At 73.1% G+C, this 26,192-nt stretch carries 20 protein-coding genes; 5 read left to right on the plus strand and 15 right to left on the minus strand.

Translation table 11 applies throughout. The features are described 5' to 3' along the window. Positions 1–10 precede the first annotated feature (10 nt). The 9 genes from ACIBG8_RS15320 to ACIBG8_RS15360 are packed head-to-tail and all read right to left on the minus strand — an operon-like array spanning position 11 to position 10,134. Positions 11–2,293 (minus strand): lantibiotic dehydratase, encoded by a 2,283-nt coding sequence (locus ACIBG8_RS15320; RefSeq protein WP_397343336.1) that lies wholly within the window; start codon positions 2,291–2,293, stop codon positions 11–13. After that, entirely contained in the window at positions 2,290–3,036 is a 747-nt protein-coding gene (locus ACIBG8_RS15325) for a thiopeptide-type bacteriocin biosynthesis protein (RefSeq protein WP_397343337.1), read from the minus strand. Before ACIBG8_RS15325 ends, ACIBG8_RS15320 begins: the two co-directional genes overlap by 4 nt. A gap of 46 nt (positions 3,037–3,082) precedes the next feature. Further along, positions 3,083–5,965: an AAA family ATPase gene (locus ACIBG8_RS15330; protein ID WP_397343338.1), complete on the minus strand. Its 2,883-nt coding sequence runs from the start codon at positions 5,963–5,965 to the stop codon at positions 3,083–3,085. Further along, entirely contained in the window at positions 5,956–6,141 is a 186-nt protein-coding gene (locus ACIBG8_RS15335) for an aroma-sacti cluster domain-containing protein (protein WP_397343339.1), read from the minus strand. The genes ACIBG8_RS15330 and ACIBG8_RS15335 overlap by 10 nt, the downstream gene beginning before the upstream one ends. Then, on the minus strand, positions 6,099–6,800 hold the full coding sequence (locus ACIBG8_RS15340) for an iron-containing redox enzyme family protein (protein WP_397343340.1): 702 nt from the start codon (positions 6,798–6,800) through the stop codon (positions 6,099–6,101). The genes ACIBG8_RS15335 and ACIBG8_RS15340 overlap by 43 nt, the downstream gene beginning before the upstream one ends. After that, positions 6,797–7,696, minus strand: a complete 900-nt coding sequence (locus ACIBG8_RS15345; protein ID WP_397343341.1) for a radical SAM protein — start codon at positions 7,694–7,696, stop codon at positions 6,797–6,799. Before ACIBG8_RS15345 ends, ACIBG8_RS15340 begins: the two co-directional genes overlap by 4 nt. Further along, positions 7,684–8,721, minus strand: a complete 1,038-nt coding sequence (locus ACIBG8_RS15350) for a hypothetical protein (protein ID WP_397343342.1) — start codon at positions 8,719–8,721, stop codon at positions 7,684–7,686. The genes ACIBG8_RS15345 and ACIBG8_RS15350 overlap by 13 nt, the downstream gene beginning before the upstream one ends. Further along, positions 8,721–9,323: a GAF domain-containing protein gene (locus ACIBG8_RS15355; RefSeq protein ID WP_397343343.1), complete on the minus strand. Its 603-nt coding sequence runs from the start codon at positions 9,321–9,323 to the stop codon at positions 8,721–8,723. Before ACIBG8_RS15355 ends, ACIBG8_RS15350 begins: the two co-directional genes overlap by 1 nt. A 10-nt stretch (positions 9,324–9,333) precedes the next feature. Then, positions 9,334–10,134, minus strand: coding sequence for a S8 family serine peptidase (locus tag ACIBG8_RS15360; RefSeq protein ID WP_397343344.1), 801 nt, complete (start codon positions 10,132–10,134; stop codon positions 9,334–9,336). A gap of 101 nt (positions 10,135–10,235) precedes the next feature. On the opposite strand from ACIBG8_RS15360, the gene ACIBG8_RS15365 reads away from it, so the two are divergent. Continuing rightward, a complete protein-coding gene (locus tag ACIBG8_RS15365) occupies positions 10,236–13,184 on the plus strand; it encodes a tetratricopeptide repeat protein (protein ID WP_397343345.1) in 2,949 nt (982 codons plus the stop codon). A gap of 71 nt (positions 13,185–13,255) precedes the next feature. Here ACIBG8_RS15365 and ACIBG8_RS15370 read toward each other — a convergent pair whose 3' ends face one another. The 3 genes from ACIBG8_RS15370 to ACIBG8_RS15380 all read right to left on the minus strand — a co-directional run bounded on the left by ACIBG8_RS15370 (position 13,256) and on the right by ACIBG8_RS15380 (position 15,651). After that, positions 13,256–14,155, minus strand: coding sequence for an AAA family ATPase (locus ACIBG8_RS15370; protein WP_397343346.1), 900 nt, complete (start codon positions 14,153–14,155; stop codon positions 13,256–13,258). A gap of 97 nt (positions 14,156–14,252) precedes the next feature. Further along, on the minus strand, positions 14,253–14,642 hold the full coding sequence (locus ACIBG8_RS15375; protein WP_397343347.1) for a hypothetical protein: 390 nt from the start codon (positions 14,640–14,642) through the stop codon (positions 14,253–14,255). Between the two features lie 10 nt (positions 14,643–14,652). Continuing rightward, positions 14,653–15,651 carry a hypothetical protein gene (locus ACIBG8_RS15380; RefSeq protein WP_397343348.1) on the minus strand — a complete coding sequence of 333 codons (999 nt, stop codon included), beginning with the start codon at positions 15,649–15,651 and terminating at the stop codon, positions 14,653–14,655. A 158-nt stretch (positions 15,652–15,809) separates the two neighbouring features. Between ACIBG8_RS15380 and ACIBG8_RS15385 the strand changes: the two genes are divergently transcribed. After that, entirely contained in the window at positions 15,810–19,562 is a 3,753-nt protein-coding gene (locus ACIBG8_RS15385) for a hypothetical protein (protein ID WP_397343349.1), read from the plus strand. Here ACIBG8_RS15385 and ACIBG8_RS15390 read toward each other — a convergent pair. From ACIBG8_RS15390 to ACIBG8_RS15400, 3 genes are all read right to left on the minus strand, one after another. Continuing rightward, positions 19,559–19,957, minus strand: a complete 399-nt coding sequence (locus tag ACIBG8_RS15390) for a hypothetical protein (protein WP_397343350.1) — start codon at positions 19,955–19,957, stop codon at positions 19,559–19,561. The genes ACIBG8_RS15385 and ACIBG8_RS15390 overlap by 4 nt on opposite strands. 77 nt (positions 19,958–20,034) lie before the next feature. Further along, entirely contained in the window at positions 20,035–21,798 is a 1,764-nt protein-coding gene (locus ACIBG8_RS15395) for an amidohydrolase (protein WP_397343351.1), read from the minus strand. Positions 21,799–21,841: 43 nt separating this feature from the next. After that, positions 21,842–22,456, minus strand: a complete 615-nt coding sequence (locus ACIBG8_RS15400; protein WP_397343352.1) for a TetR/AcrR family transcriptional regulator — start codon at positions 22,454–22,456, stop codon at positions 21,842–21,844. Positions 22,457–22,531: 75 nt separating this feature from the next. On the opposite strand from ACIBG8_RS15400, the gene ACIBG8_RS15405 reads away from it, so the two are divergent. From ACIBG8_RS15405 to ACIBG8_RS15415, 3 genes are read left to right on the plus strand one after another with little or no spacing between them, the layout of a single operon-like run. Then, positions 22,532–22,768 carry an MbtH family protein gene (locus ACIBG8_RS15405; RefSeq protein WP_397343353.1) on the plus strand — a complete coding sequence of 79 codons (237 nt, stop codon included), beginning with the start codon at positions 22,532–22,534 and terminating at the stop codon, positions 22,766–22,768. Continuing rightward, on the plus strand, positions 22,765–24,453 hold the full coding sequence (locus ACIBG8_RS15410; protein ID WP_397343354.1) for an ABC transporter ATP-binding protein: 1,689 nt from the start codon (positions 22,765–22,767) through the stop codon (positions 24,451–24,453). Before ACIBG8_RS15405 ends, ACIBG8_RS15410 begins: the two co-directional genes overlap by 4 nt. Continuing rightward, positions 24,450–26,192 carry an ABC transporter ATP-binding protein gene (locus tag ACIBG8_RS15415; RefSeq protein WP_397343355.1) on the plus strand — a complete coding sequence of 581 codons (1,743 nt, stop codon included), beginning with the start codon at positions 24,450–24,452 and terminating at the stop codon, positions 26,190–26,192. The genes ACIBG8_RS15410 and ACIBG8_RS15415 overlap by 4 nt, the downstream gene beginning before the upstream one ends.

The following is a 26,192-nucleotide window of genomic DNA, read 5'->3' on the forward strand; positions in this document are numbered from 1 at the left end:
TTCCGGCCGGTCAGGTGGATCCGGCCGAAGCCTGGGCGGCGATGGCCGCCATCTCCTGCGGTTCCGTGGCGTACGGCAGGCGGATGAGGAGCTCGGCCGCATGCTCCGGCACGCTCAGCTCGCCGGGGCCCGGGAGCATCTCGGCGACGGTGACCTGCTCTTCCTGCGGGAACACCTGGGGTGCGCGCACGCTCTCCAGGTCGCAGGCCAGCGGGCGCGTGCCGTCCGGACCTGCGACGAACACCCAGCGGGGCAGCCCGAGCTCGTCGCGGAGCCTGCCGAGCGCCCTGAGCCCGGCCAGTCCGCCTTCCCGTATGCCGTCGAGCCGGGAGGCGGGGACGCGCCACTGGGCGGCGGAGACCACCAGCGATCCGGCCACCGTGATCCTGGGGACGAACGGCCGGTCGGGGAAGGCGGTGAGCGAGCACCGCAGGCTGCGGCCGTGCGCGGCGCGCTGGGGCGAGTCGGCGCACAGGAGGGCGGCCAGGATCGTCCACGGGGGCAGGGGGTTGCGGGTGGCGTGCGCGCAGATCCGCACGGGGCTTCCCTCGTGGGAGATGACGATCCGGCCCGCTTCGCGGTGCGCGGTGAGCTCGCTGAGGGGGAGGTGGCGCGCCTTGCCCGTGCGCCAGGCCGTGCCGTAGTGGCGTGGGTCGGGGTCGCCGGTCCAGGCCCGGGTGTATTTCGGCCTGCGCACGGCGTTGGCGGCGCCTTCGGACAGCGGGGGGATCAGGAGCTCCACGGAGGGGACGCCGGTCAGGCGGTCGAGCTCGGTGAGAAAGGTCCGGTAGGCGTCGGCCATGGGCACCGTGCCGTGCAGCCGGTGGAGGGTCTCGACGAAGCGGGCGTCGAGGACCGCGGCCGGGCCAAGGTTGTCGAGCACCCACCCGCCCTTGGGCAGTTGCCGTACGACGAGGTCGACGGGCCAGGTGAGGGGCGCCTGCGGGGCTCCGACGGCGTCGAGCGTCTCGGCGGTGAGGTCGATCGGCCGGGAGCCGTCCATGGTGGCGAGGAGTTTCGCGTAGCCGGAGTCGGGGTCGTGCGCTGGTGGCCAGGAGCGGGGGCGGCGGGCTCGCCCCTCGTCACGCCAGGCGGCCATCTCCTCGGCGAACACGTCCATGACGGGGCGGGAGGTGGGGGTGATCCGCTCGCGTAGAGGGGTGGATGTGGGCGGTTGGTCCTGGTCGATCAGGAGGGCGATCCTGCGGTACTGCTCGAAGGCGTGCTGGAGGGTGGCCAGGTCGGCGTTGAGCGCACCCTCGACCCGCCGATAGACATCCACGAACCCGTTCCCGGCGACCGCCTGGCGTGCCGTCCTTGGCCCTTCGACCGCTTGGCCTGCCGTACGGTCCCAGCGGCCGCGTTGTTGCCGCAGCGGGGCGGAGGCTTCCAGCACGCCCAGCTCGACCAGCCTGCCGACCACCTCGCTGGGGCCGGTGGGCACGCGCCCGGCGATGACCTCGTCGACCGTGGGGGTACGGCGGAGCCGGTAGCTGAGCAGGCGGTGTCCCGCGTCGACCGTCCAGACGGCGAGCCGGTCGCCCTCGACCCGGTGCAGCGGCGTGAGCGACAGCGTTCCCGACCCGGTCCTGGCCGCCTCCTGGCGTCTGGCGTGCACGTTCTCCGTCCACTCCACCGCGACCTGGCCGTTCACCGAGAGGCCGGTGCCCGGCCCGGTGAGCGGGACGAGCGCCACCTGGCCCAGCCATGACCGCGGGGTCGACTTGGCGGCACCTCTGGCGATCATGCGCCACAGGTAGTCACTGCGCCTGCGCATCCGCTTGGAGGTCCACGGCTCCGCGGCGGCCAGCCGCCGTTCGATGTCAGCCAGCACGCCGGGATCGGCGCACGCCCGGCCACCACGCACCGAGTGCAGCAGATGCCACGGCGCCGCGAGCAACCGACCGTGCTCCTCCGCGACCCCCGCCTCCGCCAACTCCTCCAGGCGGACGAGCTCGGCAGACAACCGGACCACCTCAGCCGCCTCACGGACGAAGCCGTCCTGCTCGCGGGCGAGGTCGCATAGGCGGCGGGCCTGGCCGTCCGAGAGTGGGTTACCGCGGTGCAGGGTGCGCCGGATGGCCAGGACGGCGCGCCGGTCGCCGGGCGTCAGGTCCGGCCTGGGCACCACCTCGTCGCCAAGCCGCTCCCCCAAAGCGGCAGCGCGACGGCGATAGGCCTGCTCGGAACGTTCCAAAGCACGCAGGAGCTCGAAGAGCCGGGGCGCGGAAGCCTCCAGCCAGAGCCGCACAGGCAACCCTGCCACCCGCAGCAGAGCGGACCCGCCGGTCACCGGACACGCTCCAGAAGCGCCCCGGCGAGCAGCGCCTGCTGCCAGCTCGGCAGCGCCGCCCGGTTCCAGTGGAAGAGGATCACGTACGAGGCCACGGCGCGCGGCCCCATGGAGGCGGAGCCGCTCTCGAAATACCCCTCGAACCAGCGCGGCCCCTCATCCGCCACCGCCTTGCCGTACTCCTCAGCCAGGTCCACCATCGACGGCGACAACTTCGCCGTCAGGACCTCGGGCGACGCCCAGGCGGTGCGAAGCTCGTCGGCCAGCCGGTGGAAACGAGGGTCCAGCACGGCGGCAGGGGCGAGCGGGCGGTGCCGCCTGACCCGGTCCCAGACGTCCAGGTCCTCCCAGTCGACGATCCGCAGCGCTTCCAGGAGCGACCTGAGCAGCAGGAGGGACATCGCCCACGCCGGGCCGGGCCGTTCAGCCGCGTGGTAGCCCAGCCAGGCCAGCGAGTCCGCGGCGAAGACCCGGTGCACGCTGCGCATGGAGACGGGACCGCCGAACAGATGCGACTCAGGCTCGTACACACCGTGCCGCCAGTCGGCCAGCAGCCCTTCCTCCCGCCACGCGTCGAGCTGGTCACGCGCGTCGAAGCCCTGGAACCGGATGCGCATTCCCGGCGGTTTGTGCATGAAGAAGAAGCCGTCCGCCTGGCGGGCCACGGGCTCCAGGGCGGGGTAGATCTCGCCCCTCCGCTCGGGGTTCGGCGTGAGGCCGAACTGCTGCCACCTGCCGGTCACGGTCCACCTCCTTTGTCGCGTTCCTGACGATCGTCGGCGAGGGTGTTCAGAGTCGGTTCATAACGACGTCATGCTTGACCTCGGCGGCCTGGCGCGCGAGGTCGGCGACCCGCTCGACCAGCGCTTCATCCCCAGTGCGTACGGCCAGCCGGTGCGAGACCAGCAGCGGCGTGAGCCTGGCCCCCGCACCCCGCACCCCGTCCAGCCGCGCACAGGCGACCACCAGATGCGCGACGGCGTCACCCACCCGCCCCTCACGCAGGGCACCCGCAGCCGCCGCCTGTTCCACCAGCACCGCAACATCCCAGTTACCCCCAACCTCCGCGGGCGCGAATGGGTCTGTGTCGAGGGTGGTGAGCCAGAGTCGGGCGGGTAGTGCCGCCGCGCCGAAGCCGATCTCCTCGTACCGCTGCACGGCCCGTCGCAGTGCCTCGCCCGTGCCGTCGCTGTCGCCGTGTCGTTCGGCCAGGGTTGCGCGGAAGACGTCCAGTCCGGCCAGGCCGGGCTGGTGACCGATCCCGGTCAGCACAGCCTGGCCCTCGTCGAGCAGGTCGCCCACGGGGTCGCCGGTCATGTCGGCCAGCAAGGCGGCCGGGCAACCCACGGCGGCCCGTACGGCGTGCGCGTCCCTGAGCTCGGTGCGCAACTCGGCGCAGGTCGCGGCGGCAGCAGGAGCCGGTGTGTCGCCGTATGCCAGGCAGAGCGCGAGGTTCCCGTAGATCTCCGTGGCGCCGAAACACCAGCGCGCCCGCCGCGCATGGTCCAGCGCCGTCCGCAGCACCGGCTCGGCCGCCACGTAGTCACCGGCCTCCATGTGCCCGATGCCCTCCATCAGCAGGACCCTGGCGTGCGCCGCCGGATCACCCGCCCGGACGGCCAGCTCGCGCGCCCGCCCGATCAGCTCCCTGTGCCACCGGCCGGACAGCATCGAGCGAGCGACCGCCTCGTTGAGGGCGAGCTGCACAGCGGCCGCCAGGTTGTCCTCGACGTCCCACCGTTCCCTGGCTCGCGTGATCGCGGTGATGGTCTCCTCGGGAGGGCCCGCGTAGGTCTCCACGGCCGCGATCTCGAGCTCCAGGGCGGGGAGTCCGCAGTCGAGCCTGGCGAACCGTTCGGCCACCTGGCGCGCCATGGCCAGATCGCCCCGCGACACGGCGAAGCGCGCCAGGTCACACAGGGCACGCGCCGCACGAGTGGCCGCCTGCCGTTCCTCAGGACCCCCAGGCCGAAGCTCCAGCCAGGCCGCGTGCGCCCTCTCGGCGTGCAGAGCACAAAGCTCGACCTCAGCGTTCCGGGCCCGCTGGTCGACGTCGGCGGGTTGTTCTGATGCCAGGTCGGCGAGCTGGGTGTGGACCACGGCGCGGTCGTTCAGCGGCAGCCTGCCGTACGCGACGTCCGCCACCACCGGCGACTCCACCGCCACCTCCCCGTCGCGCGCCCCCAGCAGCCGATGGTCGAGCAACTGGTCGAGCGCCTCGTCGAAGGCCTGGTCGACCGGCGGATCCAGCACCTCGGCCACCCGCTCCAGCGCCCCGACCGCGCACCCACCGCCCGACGCGCCGACGACGGCGAGCAGCCGCTGGGCGTCCCCGCCCAGGCGGTCGAGGCGCGCGCCGACGGCGGCCTCCGCGCTCGGCGCGATGAGGTCGGCCCCGCCCTCCGCGTCCTGACGCAGATGAGCGAGCTGCTCCAGAAAGAGCGGATTCCCAGCACTGCGCCCCGCGAGCTCGGGACCGATGCCCATGGCCGCGGCCAGGGTCCGGGTGTCGGCCGCACCCAGCGGCGGGACCGGCACCCTGGTCACCGAGGACCGGGCCAGGGGAACGTCGAGCCGCCCGCTGAGCATGATCACGGCGGGGGCGTCCAGCGCCGGATCGTCGAGGCTCTCCACGAACTCGCGCACCGCAGGAGGCAGCCACTGGCAGTCGTCCAGCACGACGACCACCGGCCGCCCCCGCCTGAGCAGCTCGCGCAGCGTCCAGAAGATCTCCTCCTTGCTCTGCGGCCCCTGCCCGGGCCGGGCCCCGAGCTTCCCGGCGAGCTGGTACAGCGGCCAGTAGCCGAGCTGCTCCCCGTCACGCCGGCACCGCAGGCCCACGGTCGCGGCCTCCGCGCCGATGCGCCGCACCGCCTCAGCCACCAGCCTCGACTTCCCGACGCCAGCCTCACCCGCCAGCACGACCACAGGCACGCCGGGCTCCCGCAGCCCGGCACGCAGCGCGGTCAGGACATTGCCGAGCTGGGACCGGCGGTCCACCAGCGCGAGCCGCGTGTCCGCCTCCGGCTCCGCCCCGTCGGCCAGCCGCCAGGCGCGCAGCGGCCGGTGAAATCCTTTGGCCGCGACCGGTTCCAAGGCCTGGGTCCGTACGGTGTCCCGGACGAGTAACCAGGTACGCACGTCCATGGCCACACCCCCGCTCGGCGCGGCCGTCTGGAGGCGGGCGGCACGGTTCATGACCTCGCCGATCGCGAACGAGGAGTCGCGCTCCGACAGCGCGACCCGGCCCGAGGCGATCCCGAACCGCACCGAGAAGGCGACGCCACGGGTCCGGTGCAGCTCGGCGGCCTGCCGGGCGATCTCCTCGAGCCCGGCGCGCGCGCAGTCCACGGCGCGCAACGCGTCGTCCTCGTGCGTGGCCTCCACGCCGAACACCGCCACCGCCGCGTCGCCGATGAACTTCTCCACCCGGCCGCCCTGCTCGGTGGCCGCGCGGCTGACGGCGGCGAAGTAGGTGGACAGCGTGCTCCCCCAGACCTCGGGGCTGAGGCTTCCGGCTAGCTCGGTGGAGCCCTCGATGTCGCAGAAGAGCACGGACACGAACCGCAGCGTGGTGCGCGCCCTCTCCACGGGCAGGGGCGAACCGCAGGTCATGCAGAAGCGGGCGGCGTCCGGGTTCGCGCCGCCGCACCGGGCGCAGGTCACCAGCACCAGCCGCCGCTCGCGTAGGCGTGGGCCTCGACGTCCACCGCCTCCTCCATACGGTCCCGGATGGAGGCGAGGAGCCGCAGCTCCTCGTCGCTGAGGGAGCACAGGACGTCGAGCTGCTCCCGCGTCGCGCCGTTCAGGTCGAAACCGGCGGCTTCCAGCTGGTCGATGGTGGCCATGACCTCTCCTTCGATTGCACGGTGTCCACCAGGTGCGCCAGGCCCTGGATCGTGGTGAGCGCGCTGAGCCCGATCAGCTCCTCGGCGGCCGGGGTGAGCGGCAACGCGTCGATCGCCCGCCACAGCTCCTCGCGGTGCGCGCGGTCGAGGGTCGCGTGCCGGGTCAGGGTGCGGAAGGCGTCGTACGGCAGGCCGGTGCGGCGGGCGAGGTGGGGGGCCAGCCCGGCGGGGGGCGGGTGGCCTTCGAGGACGGCGATGTGGCCCAGCAGCGCCACGGGGTGGGCGTGCCTGATCCAGTAGTACTGGCAGCCGACGACCGCGGCGACCTCCGGGAGCTGGGTGCCCAACAGCAGCTCGTCGACGTCGCCGCCCGCGCGGGCGTAGTCGTCGAGGACGTCCTGGTCGTGCCCGTACTCGTCGTGCACGTGATGGGCCAGGTAGGCGGCGAGCTCTCTGGACAGGCAGTCGTCTCTGGCCAGGCAGGCGGTGGTGGCGTCGAGAACGAGCGGCACGGTGGCGCACACCATCCCGTGCAGCGCCGCCAGCCAGGCGCGGTAGAGGGCGGGCGTCGGCTCGCTCCACATCGCCGCCGTCCTGGTCAGCAGGAGGGGCATGGCCAGACCGACCTTGGCCTGAAGCCGCCGACTCGCCGCGGTCATGGGGTGCTCCTCATGAGGGCGGTGATCAGGTGGTTGTCGCCGTCCCTGTGGAGGCGCCAGCAGAGGCCGCAGATGTCGGTGTAGCGGGCGTCGGCGGTTGGCGCGAGCCGTACCAGGTCGGACGGCTGGACGGTGCCCATCGCGCGGAGCAGCGGGTCGGTGCGGAAGGCCGTCAGGGCGGCCCGCACCTCCTCCGCCGTCGTGGCGGTCCGCCGCAGTGCCCGGGGGCCGCCGCCCGTGATGACGCTCTCGTTGCAACAGCCCGTGACCACCCCGTCGTAGCGGACGGTCGGGGAGGCGGTGAGCGCGCACGGTCCCAGCTCGGCGACGCCGTACCGCCGGGTGGCCCCGAAGACGTCCCGCCCGCGCCCGGCCCGCAGTGGAGTGATCATGTTGACCTCCACGCCAGGGATGTCGGGAGCCTCGGAGAGGACCTGCACGATGACGTGGCAGCCCGCCGCTCGTGCCTGCGCCACAGCGCGGCGGAACCGTGCAAGGTCGACGGTGGCCCGGTGGAAGGTGTCGGTGCTGAGGATCACGGTCGAGGTCAGCTCCAGCACCCCGGTGACCCACCGCGCGGATGGCCAGGCGCCGCTGGAGAGGATCACGACGTCCTTGCCCGCCGCCGTCAGTGCCTCCACCGCCATGACGAGCCCGCGACGCTCGGCGAACGGCTCGCCGCCCGAGATCGCGACCGCTTCGAGGGAGGGCTCATGCACGAGCCCGCCCAGGACCTCGGCGAAGAGCGCGTAGTCGGTGATGCGCGGGCTGTCCGGCCGCGCGGCGACCGAGCAGTGCGCGCACCCGACAGGACACCGGTCGGTGACGTAGAGCAGGGCCGTCCTCCCGGGCGTACGGCGCAGCCGGTCGATGTCGGCGAGCCTCAGCCTGCGCATGGCGTCCCCTCCCAGCCCAGCGTCACGAGGGCGCTGTAGGCGGGCACGCCGTGGCGGCGGGCGAAGGCCTGCGGGTCGCGGTGGTCCAGCAGGCCGCGTACGGCACGCTCGACCGGCGAGTCCAGCACCCCGGCGAGCCGTTCGCCCAGACCAGGCTCGCGGTGCAGCGTGACGCACACCCCGCAATAGCCGGGCGCGTCGGACGTGCTCACGTAGTTCGGCCCGAAGGTCCTGATCGCGCGGATCAGCGGGCTCTCCAGGTGCCGACGGCGCAGCACCGGCCAGGGGTCCCGGTCCGCGTGCCCGAGGATCAGGTGCGGCGGACGCACGGCTCTGACGAGGTTCTCGTTGCAGCACGCGAGCACGGTCCCGTCGTAGGTGACCAGCGGCCACGCCGCCATCTCGCACGGGGACGGCCCCGCCGTACCCGCCTGCGGGACAGGCAGCGTCCGCGCCCGCCCGACCGGACGCAGCGGCGCCACCAGCATCGGCACCTCGTCGTCGAACTCCCGCCGCGCCTCCAGCACCAGCTCGGCCACGTAGGCGTCGTCGCCGGTGATCTGCAGGCTCACCCGCGTCCCCCAGGACCGGATCTCGTGCAAAGCACGAAAAGCCGCCCGCCTGCTCACCTCCCGCTCGTGGAACCGGTCGAGGCTGGCCGCGAAGTGATCGACCGCGCCGATGGCCGCACGCAGCGCCCGCGAGACAGGACGCCCGGTCCTGGCGAAGAACATCCCCGACAGCAGGTACGACCGCGTGCCGGAGAGCCGCGCGGACTCGGCCAGCTCGCGCACCAGCGCGGGCCGCAGCAGCGCCTCGCCCCCCGACATGGCGACGAACTCAGGACGCTCCTCAGAGGTGAACGAGGCGACCAGCCGCAGGAAGGGCCAGGGCGCGTACTCCTCGCTGTCCATCGCCGACTCCGTGGAGCAGTGCGCGCACGACAGCGGGCACCGCCGCGTCAGCGCGAGGAACACCCCCGCCGAGGGGACGGACCGCAGCACAGCCATCTCGGCCAGATGCATCAGGTCCCTCCCACGAACCGGCTGAGCGCGTTGAGCAGCTCGTCCACGGCGGCGGGCGACGCTCCCGTACGGCTGAGCGCGACCTCCAGCCGGTGCCAGGGGGTGAGGTCCTGCCTGCCCAGCGAGCGGGCGGCGGTCATCAGCGACAGCGCGATCGCCGACTGCGTGGCCAGTTCGGTGAACAGGTCCACGGCCGCCATCTCGCCGAACTTCTCCACCGCCGGATCGAGCACCTCCATCACCCCGATGGCCCGGTCGTCCAGCTCCAGCGGCGCGGCCATGAGGACCTCGGGCACGTACCCGGTGCCCTGCGCGAACTCCCTGTCGAACCGCGGATCGTCGCGCACGTGGCTGAGCAGCACCGTCTCCCCCGTCTCGAACACCCACCCGGCGACCCCGCGCCCCGCGGGAAGGGCCATCCCCACCAGCCGGTCCTCGCCCTCCCCCGACGAGGCCTCGAACACCAGCCGGTCCTGGTCCTCGTCGTAGAGGAACACCGACGCGGCCGAGGCGGAGAACGTCAGCCGCGCCAGCCGTACGGCAGAACGAAGGAGCTCGTCGTGCTCGGCTGTGCGCAGCAGCCGCCCCAGGTCCAAGCGCACGGTGGCCTCCTCAGGTCCTGTTGTCCGCGATCGCGGCCAGCACGTGTTTGAGCTGGCCGGTGGCAAAGCCCGGGTGCCGCTGCAGGACGCGGGCGCAGAACCCGGTGATGTGCGGCGTGGCGAAGCTGTTGCCGGTCAGGCGCGAGGTGCCCCCGCCGGGCAGCGGCACCTCCACCCCGATGCCCCTGGCGAAGAACTCGGCCGGCGGGTCGGGGTTGTACTCGATGCGGTCGGCGACGTCCAGGTCGTGCGAACCCACCGAGATCACGCTGGGGAAGTGCCACGGGTAGCTGCGCACCGGCCGGTTGTGCGCCGAGGCCACGACGGTGACCCCGGCGAAGTAGGCCCGGTCGACCAGGTCGTGCAGGGCCTCCTTGTGCTCGGCCCTGCGGGTCGACAGGCTCAGGTTGACCAGCGGGAAGCGCCGCTCGATGGCCCATTCCAGCGCCGCGAGCAGCGCCTCGCCCCGCCCGTGCAGCCCGCCGCCGAGCACGCGGACGCTGGTCAGCTCGCAGTCGGGGGCCACGGCCCTGATGACACCTGCGCAGGCGGTCCCATGGCCCGCCTGGTCGCCGAGGTCGTCGGGCACCACGTCGTCGTCCGACACGGTGAGGGTCGTGATCGGCCTGGTGAAGCCGGCGTGCGAGGTGTCGACGCCGCTGTCGATCAGGCAGATCCGCACGCCGGCTCCGGTGGCGGAGCCCCAGGCCCAGTCGCGGGTGACCGCGCAGGGAAGCGGCAGGCTGCCCGGGTCGACGGTGGCTCCGCGCGACGCGTGCGCCAGCCTGAATGTCCTGGGAGAATCGCCCACGCGATGAGACTGTTCCTGGCCGTTCACAGTTATCTCATAATCCGATCAGAGAGTAATTTGAGGCCTTGAGTAAACAGCTATGACTGATTCACGATGTGGGCATGGAGTTTCGTCTGCTCGGCGCCGTAGAGGCCTATGCCAATGGGCGGCGCCTCGCGCTCGGCCCGCGTAAACAACGGCTGATATTCGCCGTTCTCGCGCTGGAGGCCAACCACCCGGTCCCCGTGGAAAGGCTGGTCGAACTCAACTGGCCGGTCGACCCTCCGCGTACGGCCCAGCACGCGATCCGGGTCTCCGTCTCGCAGCTGCGCTCGATCCTGGGCGGCATCGACCCCGACAGGTCGGCGGTCGAGCTCACCGCCCAGGGCGCGGGCTACATGCTGCGTACGGCTCCGCACCACATCGACGCCCACCGCTTCCGCGAGCTGGTTAGGCGGGCGGGCGCGGAGGAGGACGACGAGCGCCGCGTGGCCCTGCTCGACCAGGGCCTGAGCCTGTGGCGCGGCCCGGCGCTGGACGGGGCCGCGCCGCAGCAGATCCAGGAGCGCCTGGGCAGCGGGCTGGAGGAGTCGCGCCTGGTGGCGCTGGAGGACCGGATCGAGGCAGAGCTGCGGCTGGGCCGCCACCGGCGGCTGCTGGAGGAGCTGACGGGGCTGGCCGGGGCGCACCCGTTCCGCGAGCGGCTCACCTGCCAGCTGATGCTCGCCCTGTATCGCGGCGGCCAGACCCGGCAGGCGCTGGAGGTGGCCAGGGAGACGCGCCGCCGCCTGGCCGACGAGCTCGGCATCGATCCGAGCCTCGACCTGCAGCGGCTGGAGCTGGCCATCCTGCGCAACGACCCGGCCCTGCTGCGGCGGCCGGAATCCACCCGGGTGAGCCCCAAGGCCGTGCCCGCCCAGCTCCCGCCGGCGGTCGCCGACTTCACCGGCCGGTCGGGGCAGCTCGCGTGGCTGGAGGAGCGCCTCCAGGGCACGGTCACGATCACCGGCGCGGCCGGGGTGGGCAAGACCGCGCTGGCCGTGCACTGGGCGCAGCGCGTGCGCGACCGCTTCCCCGACGGGCAGCTCCACGTCGACCTGCGCGGGTTCGCCACGGGCGGGCCGATGCGCCCCGAGCAGGCGCTCGCCAGGTTGTTACGCTCCCTCGGCGTGCCGCCCGACCAGGTGCCGCAGGACGCGGACGAGGCAGCGGCGCTCTACCGGACCATGCTGGCCGGGAGGCGTGTCCTCGTCCTGCTCGACAACGCGGCGGCGGCCGAGCAGGTCCGCCCGCTGCTTCCCGGCGCCGACGGTTGCCTCGCGCTCGTGACCAGCCGCGACCGGCTGAACGGCCTGGTCGCCCTGGACGGCGCGCGGCAGCTCCGGCTGGCCGTACTCGATCCTGAGGAGGCTCGGGGGCTGCTGGCCGCCATCCTCGGCGCCGAGCGGGTGGAGCAGGAGCCCGGGGCGGCGGCCGAGCTGGCGCGGCTGTGCGACCACCTGCCGCTCGCCCTGCGCATCGCGGCGATCAACCTGTCCCAGCAGCACGCGCGCCCGCTCGCGGCGGCCGCCGCCGAGCTCGCCGGGAGCGACCGGCTGAACGCCCTGCGGATCGACGGCCAGGCGGCGGTGCGCGCCGCACTCGACCTGTCTTACGCCGCCCTCGACGCGGCCGACCAGCGGCTCTTCCGGCTGCTCGGCCTGAGCCCCGGGCCCGACATCGGCGCGCAGGCGGCGTCCGCGCTGGCCGGGGCGCCGCTCGACCGGGTACGGCACGCCCTCGACCGGCTCGAACGCACCCACCTCGTCCTGCAGCCGTCGCCCGGCCGGTACGGCTTCCACGACCTGGTCCGCCTCTACGCGCGCGAGGGCGCGGAGGACGGCTCGCTGGACGGCCTGTTCGCCTTCTACCTGGGCGCGGCCGAGGAGGCCAAACGCCTGCTCTACCCCCAGACCCTGCAGCTCGCCGGACCCACGCACGAGGCTCCGCTGACCTTCGACACGCCCGCCGCGGCGCTGGCCTGGCTCGACCTGGAACGCGCCAACCTGGTGGCTGCCGTCGTCCACGGCCCGCGCCGCGTCGCCTGGAAGCTCGCCGACACGCTGCGCGGCTACCTGTCGCTGCGGCGCGACCCCGACGACTGGCGGAGCGTGGCCGAGGCCGCCCGCACGGCCGCCGCGCTCGACGGAGACCTCCAGGCCCAGGCGGCGGCGGAGCTCAGCCTCGCCCAGGCCCACCAGAGCCGTGGCATGCACCGGCAGGCCCTGCACCACTACGCCCAGGCGCTGGCGCTGGCCCGCGGAACCGGGTGGGCGGAGTGCGAGAGCGCGGTGCTGAACAACGTGGGCAACGTGCACTGGAAGGTGGGCGCGCTGCAGGACGCCGCCGACCACTTCGGCAGCTCCATCGCCATCTCCGCGCGGACCGGCCAGCGCACCCTGCACGCCACCGGCCTGGCCAACCTCAGCATGGTCCACCGGAGCATGGGACGGCTGAGCCAGGCCCTCCAGCTCCAGCACGAGGCCCTGGCGCTGTGCCGGGAGATCCCCTACCGCAACGGCGAGGCGATCGCCCTGGAGAACCTCGGCGAGCTCTACCGCGACCTCGGCGAGCTGGACCGCGCCCTGGACCACCTCGACCGCGCCCTGCCGATGTTCCGCCAGTCGGGCAACAGGTACGGCGAGGTCCTCGTCCTGGACGCCCTGGCCGCGGCGCACCGCGAGGCGGGCCGGTGCCAGACCGCCCTGGACCTGGCCGACCGCGCGGTGGAGCTGGCCGTCGCGATCGGCGACCGCCGGGCGGAGGCCGACGCCCTCAACACCCGCGCCACCGTGCTCACCCGTCTCGGGAGCCCGGAGCGGGCGGTGGCCGAGCACGGCGACGCCCTGGCCCTCGCCAGGGAGCTGGGCAACCTGCAGCCCCGCCTGGAGGCCCTGGTCGGCCTGGCCGCCGCCTGCCTCGCGAACGGCGAGCCCGAGCAGGCGCGCGCGCACGCGAGAAAGGCGCTCAGCGGCGCGCACGCGTGGGGATTCCACCAGATCGAGGCGCAGGCCCGGCTGCTGAGTAACTAATTGAGTAAATATTCTTCATGCATTTCAGCGCAGCCTGGAATTACTCTCCAACCATGTCAACAGAAACATTCTCAGCGCTCGGAGTGCACGACGACACCCGTGTTTCCGAGAGCCTTCGCAAGCTCGTCTCTGCGCGAAACTCCGAGTTTGGAGTAAGCCCTTACCAGATGGTTGTTCACCGTACGGACCGACAGTGACAGCCGCCCCGCGATGACCCTGCTGGGCAGCCCTGCCGCCGCCAGGAGGCACACCTCGTGCTCCCTGCCGGTGAGCAGCGGCCTGTGCGGGGTCCACCCCCGCTCGCGCGGCACCAGCGAGGTCGCCAGCGACTCGCGCAGCGCGAGCGGGTTGCCCGCCGCCGCCAGGTGCAGCTCCGCCCTGGCCACCGCGTCCATCGTGGCGCCGGCCAGGGTGTCGCAGATCAGCGTGTCCACCGCCTCGGACGCCAGCGGCTCCAGCACGATCCTGCGCACCTGGCCGTCCTTCCACAGCGCGACGACCGCGTCGGGGGCGGGTTCGGCCTGCCGTACGGTCAGGCACAGCCACACCAGCCCGCGCAGGGCGAGCTGGTGGACGAGGGCGGCCGAGGCGAGGTCCAGCAGGTGGGCGTCGTCGATGACGAGCACCAGCGGCGAGGCCCGCGCGTGGGTCTCCAGGTGCCTGATGACGCGGCGCACGTACTCGTACGGCGCGGTGCAGTCCAGCGGCTCGTCGAGCGGCAGGAGCGAGGCGGTGGCGCCGAACGGCAGGGTCGCGGCCGCCCGGCTCGCCACCAGCCACTCGGCGTCCCTGCCCCTTCTCTTCACCGCCGCGAGCACCTCCTGGGCCAGGCGCGTCCTGCCCATGCCCGCCGGGCCGATGAGCGCGACGCCGCGGGAGCCCGGGGCGGCCAGCTCGGACAGCACGCGCGCCAGCTCCGTCTCGCGCCCCACCAGCGGCCAGTCCGCCCCCACGCGCATGGCCTCGGACATCCCTGTCTCCTCCTGTGGGCCGATGGCATCCCCTGTTATTCGCCACCGACCAGGAACCGGATGACCTCCCCCGCGGAGGAGGCCACCCGGTTGGCGCTCAGTAGCAGTTGGGGTCGTCCGGGGAGACGCTGCCGAACCTGGCGATCGGCAGCTTGGCGTGGATCGTGAAGCAGCCGCCCATGTCACTGGCCGCCTCCAGGTGCGGCAGCGCCCGCCGGTACGGGACGGAGATCGCGATCCCGCAGGCCACCCCGGCGGCCAGCGGGAGCCGGTAGCAGATCAGGTTGGAGGCGGCGTCGACGGTCCAGCCGTACTCGTCCAGGTACTCCTTGACCGCCTGCGTCGCGTCGGGCCGCAGGTAGTACATGCAGTTGAACCGGCTCTGGCAGGCCTTGTTGAAGTACCGGCCGTTGGTGGCGGCGTGCGCGGGTCCCGCCTGGGCGGCGAGCAGGCAGGCGGCGATGAGGGGGAGAAGCGCTTTCTTCACGGGATGCTCCTTAGGCGCGTCGGCCGGCGGCGAGTTCGTTGTCCCGGCGGGTCTGGTCCCGCGTCGCCGGGGTCACGCAGACGTGGTCGCTGGGCACGGCTCCGCGCCAGACGAACCCCTGCTTGCACGTGTCAGGCCCGTACGGTCCCGAGCCGGCCCTGCGGTAGGCCGCCAGGGCGTTGTCGCGGTGCGCCTGGTCGCGGGTCGCCGGCGGGACGCAGACGCGGTCCCCCTGGTAGGCGTCGCGCCAGACGAACCCCTGCTTGCAGGTGTCAGGACCGTACGGCTTGCTCTCCGTGCCGCCAGGCCAGAACGGCGGGGAGCTTGGAACGGTCCATCTGAGCTCGGTCCAGGACGAGTAGCGGGTGCTGAACACCCCGCCCGTCCAGGCCCCCTTGACCTTGAACACGTAGGTGCGCCCCGGGGTGAGGACGCCGGTGGTCGCGCTGGTCGCGCCGCCGTTCAGGTCCCACTGCGCGCCCGGCGGGTCGTAGCGGAACAGGACCTTCTTGTAGGTGCTGGTGTTGGTCCACTGGAGCGTGGCCCGCCACCCGCCGTAGGCGACCACCCTGAGGTTGCGCGGCGCCGGCACGTCGCGCAGCAGTCCGGTCCCCGGCTTGTACGGCTCGCCCGCCTGCCCGATCGGGATGGGATCGCTGGACGAGCACGCGGAGGGCTCCCCGGCCCACAGGTAGCAGACCGTGACGCGCGGCGCGCCGCCCGCGTAGACCCGCACGTGCTCGGCGGGAATGGTGTGCGAGGTGGTCGCCCCGTTGTCGGCCCAGTGGCCCTCGTCGTGGTTGCCGAAGCGCACGAACACCGCCTCCCCCGCGACGACATCGGGGAAGAAGGTGTCCGGCCCCCACTCCACGCGCAGGCCCCCCTGGTCCGGGGAGATGCTGATGATCTTCGGTGGCCGGTGGTCGTCGTCCGCGTACGCCGGGGGCGCTGCGGCCAGCGCGGCGACCGCGATGGCCAGCGCGCCGAGCGATCCTGTGAGTCGAGTCATGCGCCGACGTTCGCCGCGCGGCGCGGTGTCCGGCCAGATGCACCGGACGCTTACGGTGGAAAGCATCCTGTATCGGCTGCTAGCGCCCTACGCTTGGCGGGTGGTTCAGTGTCCGGTGCCTCCGGACACCTCGGGCGAGCGGGCTGAGTGGGGTCTCGTTGGCAGAGGACGCCAGGGCGCGTTTCGCCGCCCAGCTTCGGGAACTGAAGGACGCCGCGGGGCTGTCGGTGCGCGGGCTGATGGTCGCCAGCGCCAGGACGCCGCGCCGGCACGCGGGCCAGGAGCCGATCCCGCTCAAGCGCAGCACGATCGACGGGATGATCAGCCGGACCCGCCCGGTCCGCCCTGAGCGGCCCAACTTCGAGGTCTTCGTCGACACCTGCCTGCGGGTGGCCGCCCAGTCGGGCCGCGTCCTCCCTGCCGGGTTCGGGGAGCGGCGCACCTGGGACGACGCCTACCGGGCGCTGCGCGAGACGACCGAGGACAGGAAACCCTCCGCAGCCCCGGTGGCCAAACGTTCCGACCCGGCTCCGCCGTACCGGGGACTGGAGTCCTTCGGCACGGCCGACGCACGCTACTTCTTCGGCCGCGACGAGCTGGTCGGGACGTTGCTGGACAGAGCCGGGTACGGCGGGCTGCTCGTGGTGGCCGGGGCCTCGGGGTCGGGGAAGTCGTCGCTGCTGCGTGCGGGCCTGATCCCCAAGCTGGCCCGCGGTTCCGGCCCGGCCTCCGTGGTCTTCGAGCCGGGGCCGGATCCGGTCAAGACCCTGCACCGGCTGCTGGGCGTCACGGACGGGCTCGTGGAACGCGCCAGAAGCCAGTGGTCGGGCATGGTGGTCGTCGTCGACCAGTTCGAGGAGGTGTTCACCGCCCAGGACGAGCAGCGGCGCGCCTTCCTCGCCACCCTGGCGGCGCTCGCGGGCGGCGGGCCGCAGGTGGTCGTCCTGGGGGTGCGGGCCGACTTCTTCGGCCAGTGCGCCGCCCACCCGGAGCTGGTGCCCGCGCTGCAACGCCCGGTGGTCGTGCCGCCGATGGAACGCCGGTGCCTGCTGAAGGTCATCGAGGGACCGGCGCGGGTGGCCGGGCTCACCCTGGAGGACGGCCTGGCCGACCTGCTGCTGGAGGACCTGAGCAGCGACCGCGACCTGGCCGACACGGTCGGCGTGCTGCCCCTGCTGTCGCACGCCCTGCGCGAGACGTGGAACCACCGCCAGGGCACGACGCTGACGCTGGCGGGCTACCGCGCCACAGGCGGCATCACCCGGTCGCTGGCGCAGACCGCCGACACCGTGCTGGACCAGCTCGGCCTGGCCGACCGGCGCACCGCGCGCAACCTGCTGACGCGGCTGGTCCAGCTGGGCACGGACACGCCGGACACCGCCAGGCGGCTGCCGCTGGCCGACCTCGGTCCGGGCGAGGCCGACGGGGTGCTCGACCACTTCGTCCGGGCCAGGCTGCTGACCGTGGACGCGAGCAGCGTCCAGATCACCCACGAGGCGCTCATCCGCGGCTGGCCGCGGCTGCGCACCTGGCTGGAGGAGGACCGCGCCGACCTGCTGACATTGCAGGAGCTGGCGGCGGACGCCCTCGACTGGGACCGCAACGGCCGCGACCCCGCCTTCCTGTACTCGGGCACCCGCCTGCTCAACGCAGCGGCCACGCACGGCGCCGGAGCGGTGGCCGCCGAGTTCCTCGCGGCGGGCCGCCAGGCCGCGGTCCAGCGGACGAGGCGACGCCGCGCCACCACGGTCGTCCTGGCCGTCCTGCTGGTGATCTCGATCATCGCCGCCTTCCTGGCGCTCTCCCTCTTCAGGGACGCCAGCGTCCGCGCGTCCACCGCGCTGTCGGCGCAGCTCGCGGCGCGCAGCAGGAACAGCGCCGAGACCGACCCGGCCATCGCCCTGCGCCTGGCCGCGACCGCCCTGAGCACCGCGCCGACCGACGAGGCCCGCCAGGCCGCGCTCGACGCGCTCGCCCATCCGAACAGGAACAACCTGACCGGGCACACGTGGTGGGTGCACGGGGTCGCCTTCTCCCCCGACGGCAGGACCCTGGCCACGGCGGGCGGCGACACCACGGTCCGCCTGTGGAGCATGCTCACCCGCGACCAGCTCGGCGCGCCCCTGTCCGGCCACGTGAAGAACGTCACCTCGGTCGTGTTCAGCCGGGACGGCACGCTCCTGGCCAGTTGCGGTATGGACGGCACCGCCCGGCTGTGGGACGCGGCCACGCGCACGCAGCTCGGCTCGCCGATCGACCCTCACGCGGGCGAGCTCCAGTCCGTCGCGCTGGCCTCGGACGGCTCGACGCTGGCCACGGCGGGCGCGGACGGCGCTGTCCGGCTGTGGGACGTCGCCACGCACCGGCAGCTCGCCGCCCTCACCAAGGGTTCTGCCCCGGTCCTCGGCGTCGCCTTCAGCCCGGACGGGCAGGTCGTGGCGGCCGCGGCGGCCGACGGCGTCACCCGCCTGTGGAGCACCGTGACCCGCCGCCCCCTCGCCGAGCTGGTCGCCCAGTCCTCGGCCAACGCGGTGGCCTTCAGCCCGGACGGCAGGCTGCTGGCCACGGCGCACTCCGACAGCGCCGCCCGCCTGTGGAACCTCGCCACCCGCAGGACGGTCGCCGAGCTGCGCGGGGAGAGGGGCCAGACCAACACGGTCGCGTTCAGCCCGGACGGCAGGACCGTGGCGACCGGCGGCACCGACTGGGCGGCCCGCCTGTGGGACGTCGGCACCGGGCTGCCGGTCGGCCAGCCGCTCACCGGGCACACCGACCAGATCTTCGGCGTCGCGTTCAGCCCCGACGGGCGCACCGTGGCCACGGCCGACGCCGACCAGACCGCCCGCCTGTGGGACGTGTCCGTACACCGCCAGCTCGGGACAGCCTTCGGCGACCACCAGGCCGAGGTCAACCACCTCGCCTTCACCGCCGACGGCGCCAGGCTGGCCAGCGCCTCGGCGGACAGGAGCGTCCGGCTGTGGGCGGTGGCGTCGCGGCGGCGGATCGGCCAGCCGTACGAGCTGCCCTGGGAGGCCCTCGGGGTGGCGTTCAGCCGCGACGGGCGGCTGCTGGCAGCGGCGGCGGGGGAACGTCTGATCGCGCCTCAGGGCGGTTTCGAGCCTGACAACGGCCACGGGGAGGTGCGGGTGTGGAACCTCGCCACGGGCGCCTCCTCGGTGATGGCCGCGCAGGGGGTCGCCGTCACCTCGGTCGCGTTCAGCCCTGACGGCCGACGGCTGGCCAGCGCGGGCTTCGACGGCCAGGTCCACCAGTGGGAAGCGGGGACCTGGCGCGAGCTCGGCAGGCCGCTCGCCGGACACACGTCGTGGATCAAGTCGGTGGCATTCAGCCCGGACGGCAAGGTCCTGGCCAGCGCCGCGCTCGACAGGACCGTCCGCCTGTGGGACGTCGCCAGGGGCGTGCCGCTCGGCGCGCCCATCATCGCGCACTCCAACTGGGTGAAGGGCCTGGCGTTCAGCCCGGACGGCAAGCTCCTCGCGACCGTGGCCGACGACAAGACGGCCAAGGTGTGGGACGCGGGCACGCGGCGGCAGATCGGCACCACCCTGCTGGGCCACACGGGCCCGTACGTCAACGACGTGGCCTTCAGCCCGGACGGCAGGACCCTGGCGACCGCGGGCGACGACGGGACGGTGCGGCTGTGGGACGTGGCCACCCAGTTGCCGCTCGGGCCACCGCTGTCGCACCCCGCCGCCGTCAGGGCGGTGGCGTTCAGCCCTGACGGCACCACGCTGGCCACGGGCGCGGCGGACCGCAGGATCCGCCTGTGGGACGTGACACAGCCCACCGACCTGTTCCACGCGGTCTGCGCGGCCGCCGGACGCTCCCTGACCCCCGAGGAGTGGGACAGATACATTCCCGAGGGCCAGCCCTACCGCAAGGTCTGCTAGCAGGCCATCGACTTCAGCTCGATGGTGTCGTAGTCGGAGACCTTGTGCCAGCCACCGCCCCAGGTGCCCCAGCTGATCGTGCCGGTGTTGAGGTACTTGGCCGTGCAGCCCCAGGGGATGTAGACGCCGTCGACGTCGACGTCCGGCTCGCCAGCTCCGCCCATGACCTGGCCGGAGGGCAGCCATCTGGCGTTGGCCCACCGCATGTCGTCGTTGCTGCCCCACTCCAAGGTGACGTCCACGCCGCGGGTGGTCCAGTTCTTGACAATGCCGCACCACCGGCCCCACGTGCATCCGCCCGCGAACGCGGGCTGCGTGGTCAGCGTGGTGAAAGTCGCCGCCGCGGTGATGGTGATGGCCGCGGCGGCGACCATGCGGCGCAGATTCGTCTTCAACGTGACTCCTGGGGTGATCGTCGGGCTTCCATCGTGTGGCCCCCAGGAGTGCGGGTGCTTGAACTTTGATGCGCGGCTCAGGTGAGGAGGGTGTGGACCACGCGGCCGCCGACCATGGTGAAGAGGACCTTGGTGCCGGCGATGCGCTCGGCGTCCACCTTCATCACGTTGCGGTCCAGCACGATGAGGTCGGCCAGCTTGCCCACCTCCAGCGACCCCGTGTGGGCGTCCTGGCGGAGTTGGTGGGCGCCGTTGAGGGTGGCGGCTCTGATCGCCGCCGCCCTCGTCAGGCGCTGGTGCGGGGTCATCACGCCGAACTTCGCGAACGGGCTCTTGCGGCCCGCCGTACGGGTGATCACGGTCTTGATCGCGGTCCACTCGTCCAGCGGGTCCACCGGCCAGTCGCTGCCCAGCGAGATCCGCCCGCCGGCGCGCCACAGATCCCCCTCGGGCTCGTAGTTGCGCCACCGCCTGGGACCGAGGTACGGCTTGACCGACTCGATCGAGTCCGGCGCCGCCTTGGCCCAGTGGAAACCCATCGACGCCGTCACGTCGATCTTGGCGAACCGCGCGATGTCGGCCGGGTCCACCAGCTCGGCGTGCGCGATCGCGGGCCTGGTCCGCCTGTGCCCGGCCGCCCGCATCGCGGCGAAGGCGTTCAGCGCGGTCCGCACCGCCCGGTCGCCGATGGCGTGGATGTGCGGGTCGAACCCGGCCGCCGCCACCTTGGCCACCACGGCGTCCAGCGCGGACTGCGTCCAGTACTGCGCGCCCGCCTTCTTGCCCGGCGTCCAGTGGTCGTGCTTGTGCACCAGGTACGGCTCCAGCAGCGCCGCGGTCTGCGCCGGATACTGCAGCACGCCGTCCATGAAGAGCTTGGCGTTGTTCACCGCGACGCCCGGCTTGGCCCTGGTCGCGCCGTCGTGGTACTTGCGGCGCAACCGCAGCAACCGGGAGCGCGGGTCGCGCTCGGTGACGTCGATCACCGGGGCGAAGTGGGCGCGCGCGGTGAGCTCGCCCGCGTCGGCGAGCGTGGTGAAGGCGCGCAACGCCTCCTCGGAGGCCGCGGCGTCCATGAAGGTCGTCACGCCCTGCGCGGCGAGCGCGGCGAGAGCCGTACGGGCGATCTTGAGGTTGTCCGCCCCGGTCGGCTCCGGGATCTTGGCGGTGACCAGGCGGGACGCCCCGTCCTGGAGCAGGCCGGTGGCCTCGCCGTGGCTGTCGCGCTCGATCGTCCCGTCCGGCGGGTTCTTCGTCTTCGCGGTGATCCCGGCCAGCTGCAGCGCCCGGCTGTTGACCAGCGTGGTGTGCCCGTCGCTGGAGCTCACCACGATGGGGCGCTTGGTGCTGAGGACGTCGAGGTCGGCCTTGCTGAGCTTGGTCCCGGCCGGCCTGATGGCCTGCTGGTACCAGTGCACGACGCTCACCCAGCCGTCCGGTTCCTGGTCGGCGGTGTCGTCGAGGTACTTCTGGATGATCTTCCGCATCTCCTCGACGGTCATCGCGGCGTAGCCGAGGTCGCAGGAGAGCAGCCCCTGGCCGCCCTCCATCTCGTGCACGTGGCCGTCGTGCAGGCCGGGCATGAGCATCTTGCCGCCCAGGTCGACGACCTTGGTGTCCTTGCCGGCGAAGCCGCGGGCGCCCTTGCTCGTGCCGACGTAGACGATGCGCCCGTCCCTGACGGCCAGGGCCTGGTGAACGCTGTCGCGGGCGTCCACGGTGTAGATGAAACCGTTGGTGAACAGATAGTCCGCTGACGCGTCCGCCTGGGCGGGACGGGCGAAAACGGTGGCCAGCGCGCCGGAGACGATCGCCGCTCGGCGCGATAAGTGGTTGTCCACGAGGCTCTCCTGGGACGAAGCAAGCACTTGAACTTGAATCAAATTAAAGTTCAGTACGGTCGCCCGTCAACAACTTCTCCGTCGCCCTCTCCAGCGCGATCCGCTCCGCCTCCGCCACCGCGAGCCGTCCGATCAGGACATGCACCGCCAGACCATCCAACAAGGGCGTGAACCAGGCCAGGAACTCCTCGACCTGGAGCGGGCGGAACACCCCCGCGGCCATGCCCTCGTCGAGGATCGCCACCAGGTCGCTCTTCCAGCCGCTGTCGATGTCCTCGGCCGTCCTGCTCATCTCCGTGGCGGACGTCGAGCGCAGCCACGCCTCCAGCCAGAGCTTCCAGGTCACGTCGTGGCGGCTCTCCGGCAGGTAGAGCCGCACGTACCTGCCGAACCTGTCCATCGGGCCGGGCGCTCCCGCGAACTCCGCCGCCCGGCGCTCGGCCAGCCCGCGCTCGCTCCAGCGGAACGTCTCGGCCAGGATCTGCTCCCTGGACTGGAAGTAGTACAGGACGCGGGCGGGGCTCATGCCCGCGCTCTCGGCGATCTGCTGGACCTGGATCTCGGCGACCGGCCGTTGCGCGATCACGGCCAGGGCGGCTTCGAGCACCTTCTGCCGCGCCTGCCTGCCCCGCTCCTGCGTCTTCCGCTGATCCGTCACCCGCCTGTTCCTACCACACAAAAACAGTTAGGTTAGGCTAACCTACATCCGCTCTCCGACCCCCTGGGAGACCACGTGTCCGGCAACCCCTTCGACGATGACAACGGCAGTTTCTACGTCCTGGTCAACGGCGAGGAGCAGTACTCGTTGTGGCCCACCTTCAAGGAAGTCCCCCAAGGCTGGCGGATCGTCCTGGGCGAGGGGCCGGGGGCGCCGCGCCAGGAATGCCTGGACTACGTCGACCGGGTCTGGACCGACCTGCGTCCCAGGAGCCTGCGCGAGAGCATGGCCGACGACTCAGCCGCCAGGTGACCGCCGTCCTTCGCAGGACGGTGACGCGCAACGCCAGGAGGCTGACCGTCGGGACGCTGCTGATCAGCGCGCACCAGGTGTGCGAGGCGACCGTGCCCATCCTCATCGGCGTGCTCGTCGACCAGGCGATCGGGCCCGGTGACGGGACGGCGCTGGTCGGGTGGCTGGCCGTGCTGGGCGCACTGTTCACCGTCCTGACGCTGGTCTACCGGTACGGTGCCCGCACGCTGATGCGCGCCCTCGCCCAGGAGACGCACCTGCTGCGCCTGGAGGTCGCCGGGAAGATCATGCACCCGCGCGGCCTCGACACCGACCTGCGCACCGGTGAGCTGCTGACGATCTCCTCCAGCGACGCGGAGAGGACCGCCTACATCCTCGACTACATCCCGCGGGCGACCGGCGCCGTGGTGGCGACGGCCGTCTGCGCGGTCTCCCTGCTGCTCATCGACGTCCCGCTCGGCCTCGCCGTCCTCGTCGCGACGCCGCTGGCGCTGCTGGCGCTGCACCTGGCCACCCCGCGCATCACCCGGCGGGTCGCCGAGCAGCAGGAGACGGCGGGCGTCGCCGCGTCCCTGGCGACCGACCTGGTCAGCGGCGTCCGCCCGCTGCAGGGCATCGGCGCCGAGGCCGCGGCAGCGCGCCGCTACGTGGAGGTCAGCCAGAGGTCGCTGGCCGCCGCCCTGCGCGCGGCGCGCACCCAGGGCGGCTACGACGCGGCCTCGCTCATCAGCGGCTCGCTGCTGGCCTGCGGCATCGCGGTGCTCGCCGGGTGGTTCGCGCTGCGCGGGCAGATCTCGATCGGCGAGTTCCTGACCGTGATCGGGCTGGCCCAGTTCCTCATGGAGCCGGTGAGCCTGCTGGCCGTCATCCCCGGCTGGGTGGCCGAGGCCCGCGCCTCGGCCGACCGGATCGCCCGGGTGGCCGACGCTCCCCTGCTGCTTCCCGACGACGGCCGGGCCGCCGTGCTGGCCGCCGCAGGCTCCCCCGGCCTCGAGGTGCGCGGCCTGCGGTACGGCACGCTGGACGGGGTCGACCTGGACGCGCGTCCCGGCGAGTTCGTCGGGATCGTGGCGCACCGGACGGCGGACGCCGAGGCGCTGGTCCAGGTCCTGTCCGGGCGGGTGCCGCCGCACCGGCACGAGGGCGCTGTGCTGCTCGGCGGGGTGCGGCTCGGCGGGATCCGCCTGGCGGACGCCCGCCGTACCCTGCTGGTCGAACCCCATCGCACCGACCTGTTCTGCGACACGCTCGCCGGGAACCTGAGCGCCGAGGGCGCCGTCGACCCCGCCGTGCTGGCCGCCTCGGCGGCCGACGACGTCGTCGGGGCGCACCCGGAGGGCCTGGAGTACGAGGTGCTGGAACGCGGGTCAGGGCTGTCCGGCGGCCAGCGCCAGCGGGTCGCCCTGGCCCGCGCCCTGCTGGCCCGGCCGCCGATCCTGGTGCTGCACGACCCGACCACCGCCGTGGACGCGGTGACCGAGCAGGCCATCGCCGAAGGCGTCCGCGCGCTGCGCCACCCGGACGGCGAGGACGCCTTCACCACGCTGGTGGTGACCAGCAGCCCGGCGATGCTGGCCGCGACCGACCGGGTCGTCGTCCTCGACGGCGGCCAGGTGGTCGCCGAAGGGGTGCACGCCGAGCTGGGCGCCACCGACGACGACTACCGGCGGGCGGTGCTCCGATGAACGACCTGCTGCCCATCGCCGGCTCCCGCGACACGTGGCGGTGGCTGCGCGCCCGGCTGCGCGAACGTCCGGCGGCCGTCGCCGTCACGCTGCTCGCCGGCGTGCTGGGCGCGGCGGCGTCCGTCGTCCCCGCCTACGTGCTGGGCGTGCTCGTCGACCGCGTGCGCGACGGGGCGGCCGAGGAGGCGATCGCCGGGGTCGCGGTCGCGATCACCGTCGCGGCCGTCGTCGGCGGCGCGGCCACCGGCCTGACGTCCTACCTGGTGGCGCGGCTGGGCGGGCAGATCCTGGCCGTCCTGCGCGAGCGGACCGTGGCCAGGGCGCTGACGCTGCCGGTCACCACGCTCGAACGCGCCGGTCGGGGCGACCTGCTGTCGCGGGTCAGCGCCGACGTGGCCGTGGTCGGCAAGGCGGTGTCCGACGTGATCCCCACGGTGATCGCCTCGATCCTGCTGGGCACGCTCACGCTCGTCGCGATGGCGGGCCTGGACTGGCGGCTCGGGCTGGCGGGGGCGATAGCCGTCCCCCTGTACGCGGCGGCGCTGCGCTGGTACCTGCCCAGGGCCATGCCCAGGTACGCGGAGCAGCGCAAGACCGTGGCCCGCTCGTCCCAGCGGCTGCTGGAGAGCGCGCAGGGGGTGCGCACGGTGCACGCCTACCTGTTGCACGAGCGCCACCTGGAGGGCATCGACGCGACCTCCAGGAGCTCGCGCGACGTGTCGGTCTGGGTGTTCGACCTGTTCACCCGGTTCGTCGGCCGGGTCAACCGGGCCGAGTTCTGCGTGCTCGCCGCCCTGGTCGTCGCGGGGTTCCTGCTGGTCCGCGCGGACGCCGTGACGGTCGGCGAGGCGGCGGCCGCCGCGGTGCTGTTCCACCGGCTGTTCAACCCGATCGGCATGCTGCTGTTCGTCTTCGACGAGGTCCAGGCGGCAGGGGCGAGCCTGGCCAGGATCGTCGGCGTGATCACGATGCCATCCCCGCCCGAGACGGCGGGACGCAAGCCCTCGGACGCCTCGCTGGACCTCGCCGACGTGCGTTACGCCTACGAGGGCGGCGCCGAGGTGCTGCACGGGGTCAGCCTGCACGTGCCGGCCGGGGCGAGGGTCGCGCTGGTGGGCTCGACGGGCGCGGGCAAGTCCACCCTGGCCGCCATCGTCGCGGGCTCCCTGCGTCCGCTCAGTGGCACCGTACGGCTGGGCGGGGTGTCCCCCGCCGAGCTCGGACGGGAACACGTCGCGATCGTCACCCAGGAGACCCACGTCTTCGCCGGTCCGCTCCTGGAGGACCTGCGGCTCGCCCGGCCTGGAACGACCCTTCCCGAAGCGAGAGCGGCGCTGGCCGAGGTGGGCGCGCTGGAGTGGGCCGAGGCCCTGCCCGGGGGGCTGGACACCGTGGTCGGCGAGGGCGGGCACGAGCTGACCGCCGCCCAGGCGCAGCAGCTCGCGCTGGCCCGGCTGGTGCTGGCCGATCCCTCAGTGGCGATCCTGGACGAGGCCACGGCCGAGGCGGGCAGCCTCGGCGCCCGGGTGCTGGAGGAGTCGGCCGCCGCGGCGACGCGCGGGCGCACCACGCTGATCGTGGCGCACCGGCTGACCCAGGCGGCGTCCGCCGACCGGGTCGTGGTGCTCGAACACGGCCGCGTCGTCGAGGAGGGGCCGCACGAGGAGCTGGTCTCGGCAGGAGGCCGCTACGCCCAGTTGTGGTCGGCGTGGGAGTCTCGCTCTTCCCCAGTAACTTAG

It is taken from the genome of Nonomuraea sp. NPDC050556, from assembly GCF_044457355.1.
Classification (GTDB): Bacteria; Actinomycetota; Actinomycetes; order Streptosporangiales; family Streptosporangiaceae; genus Nonomuraea.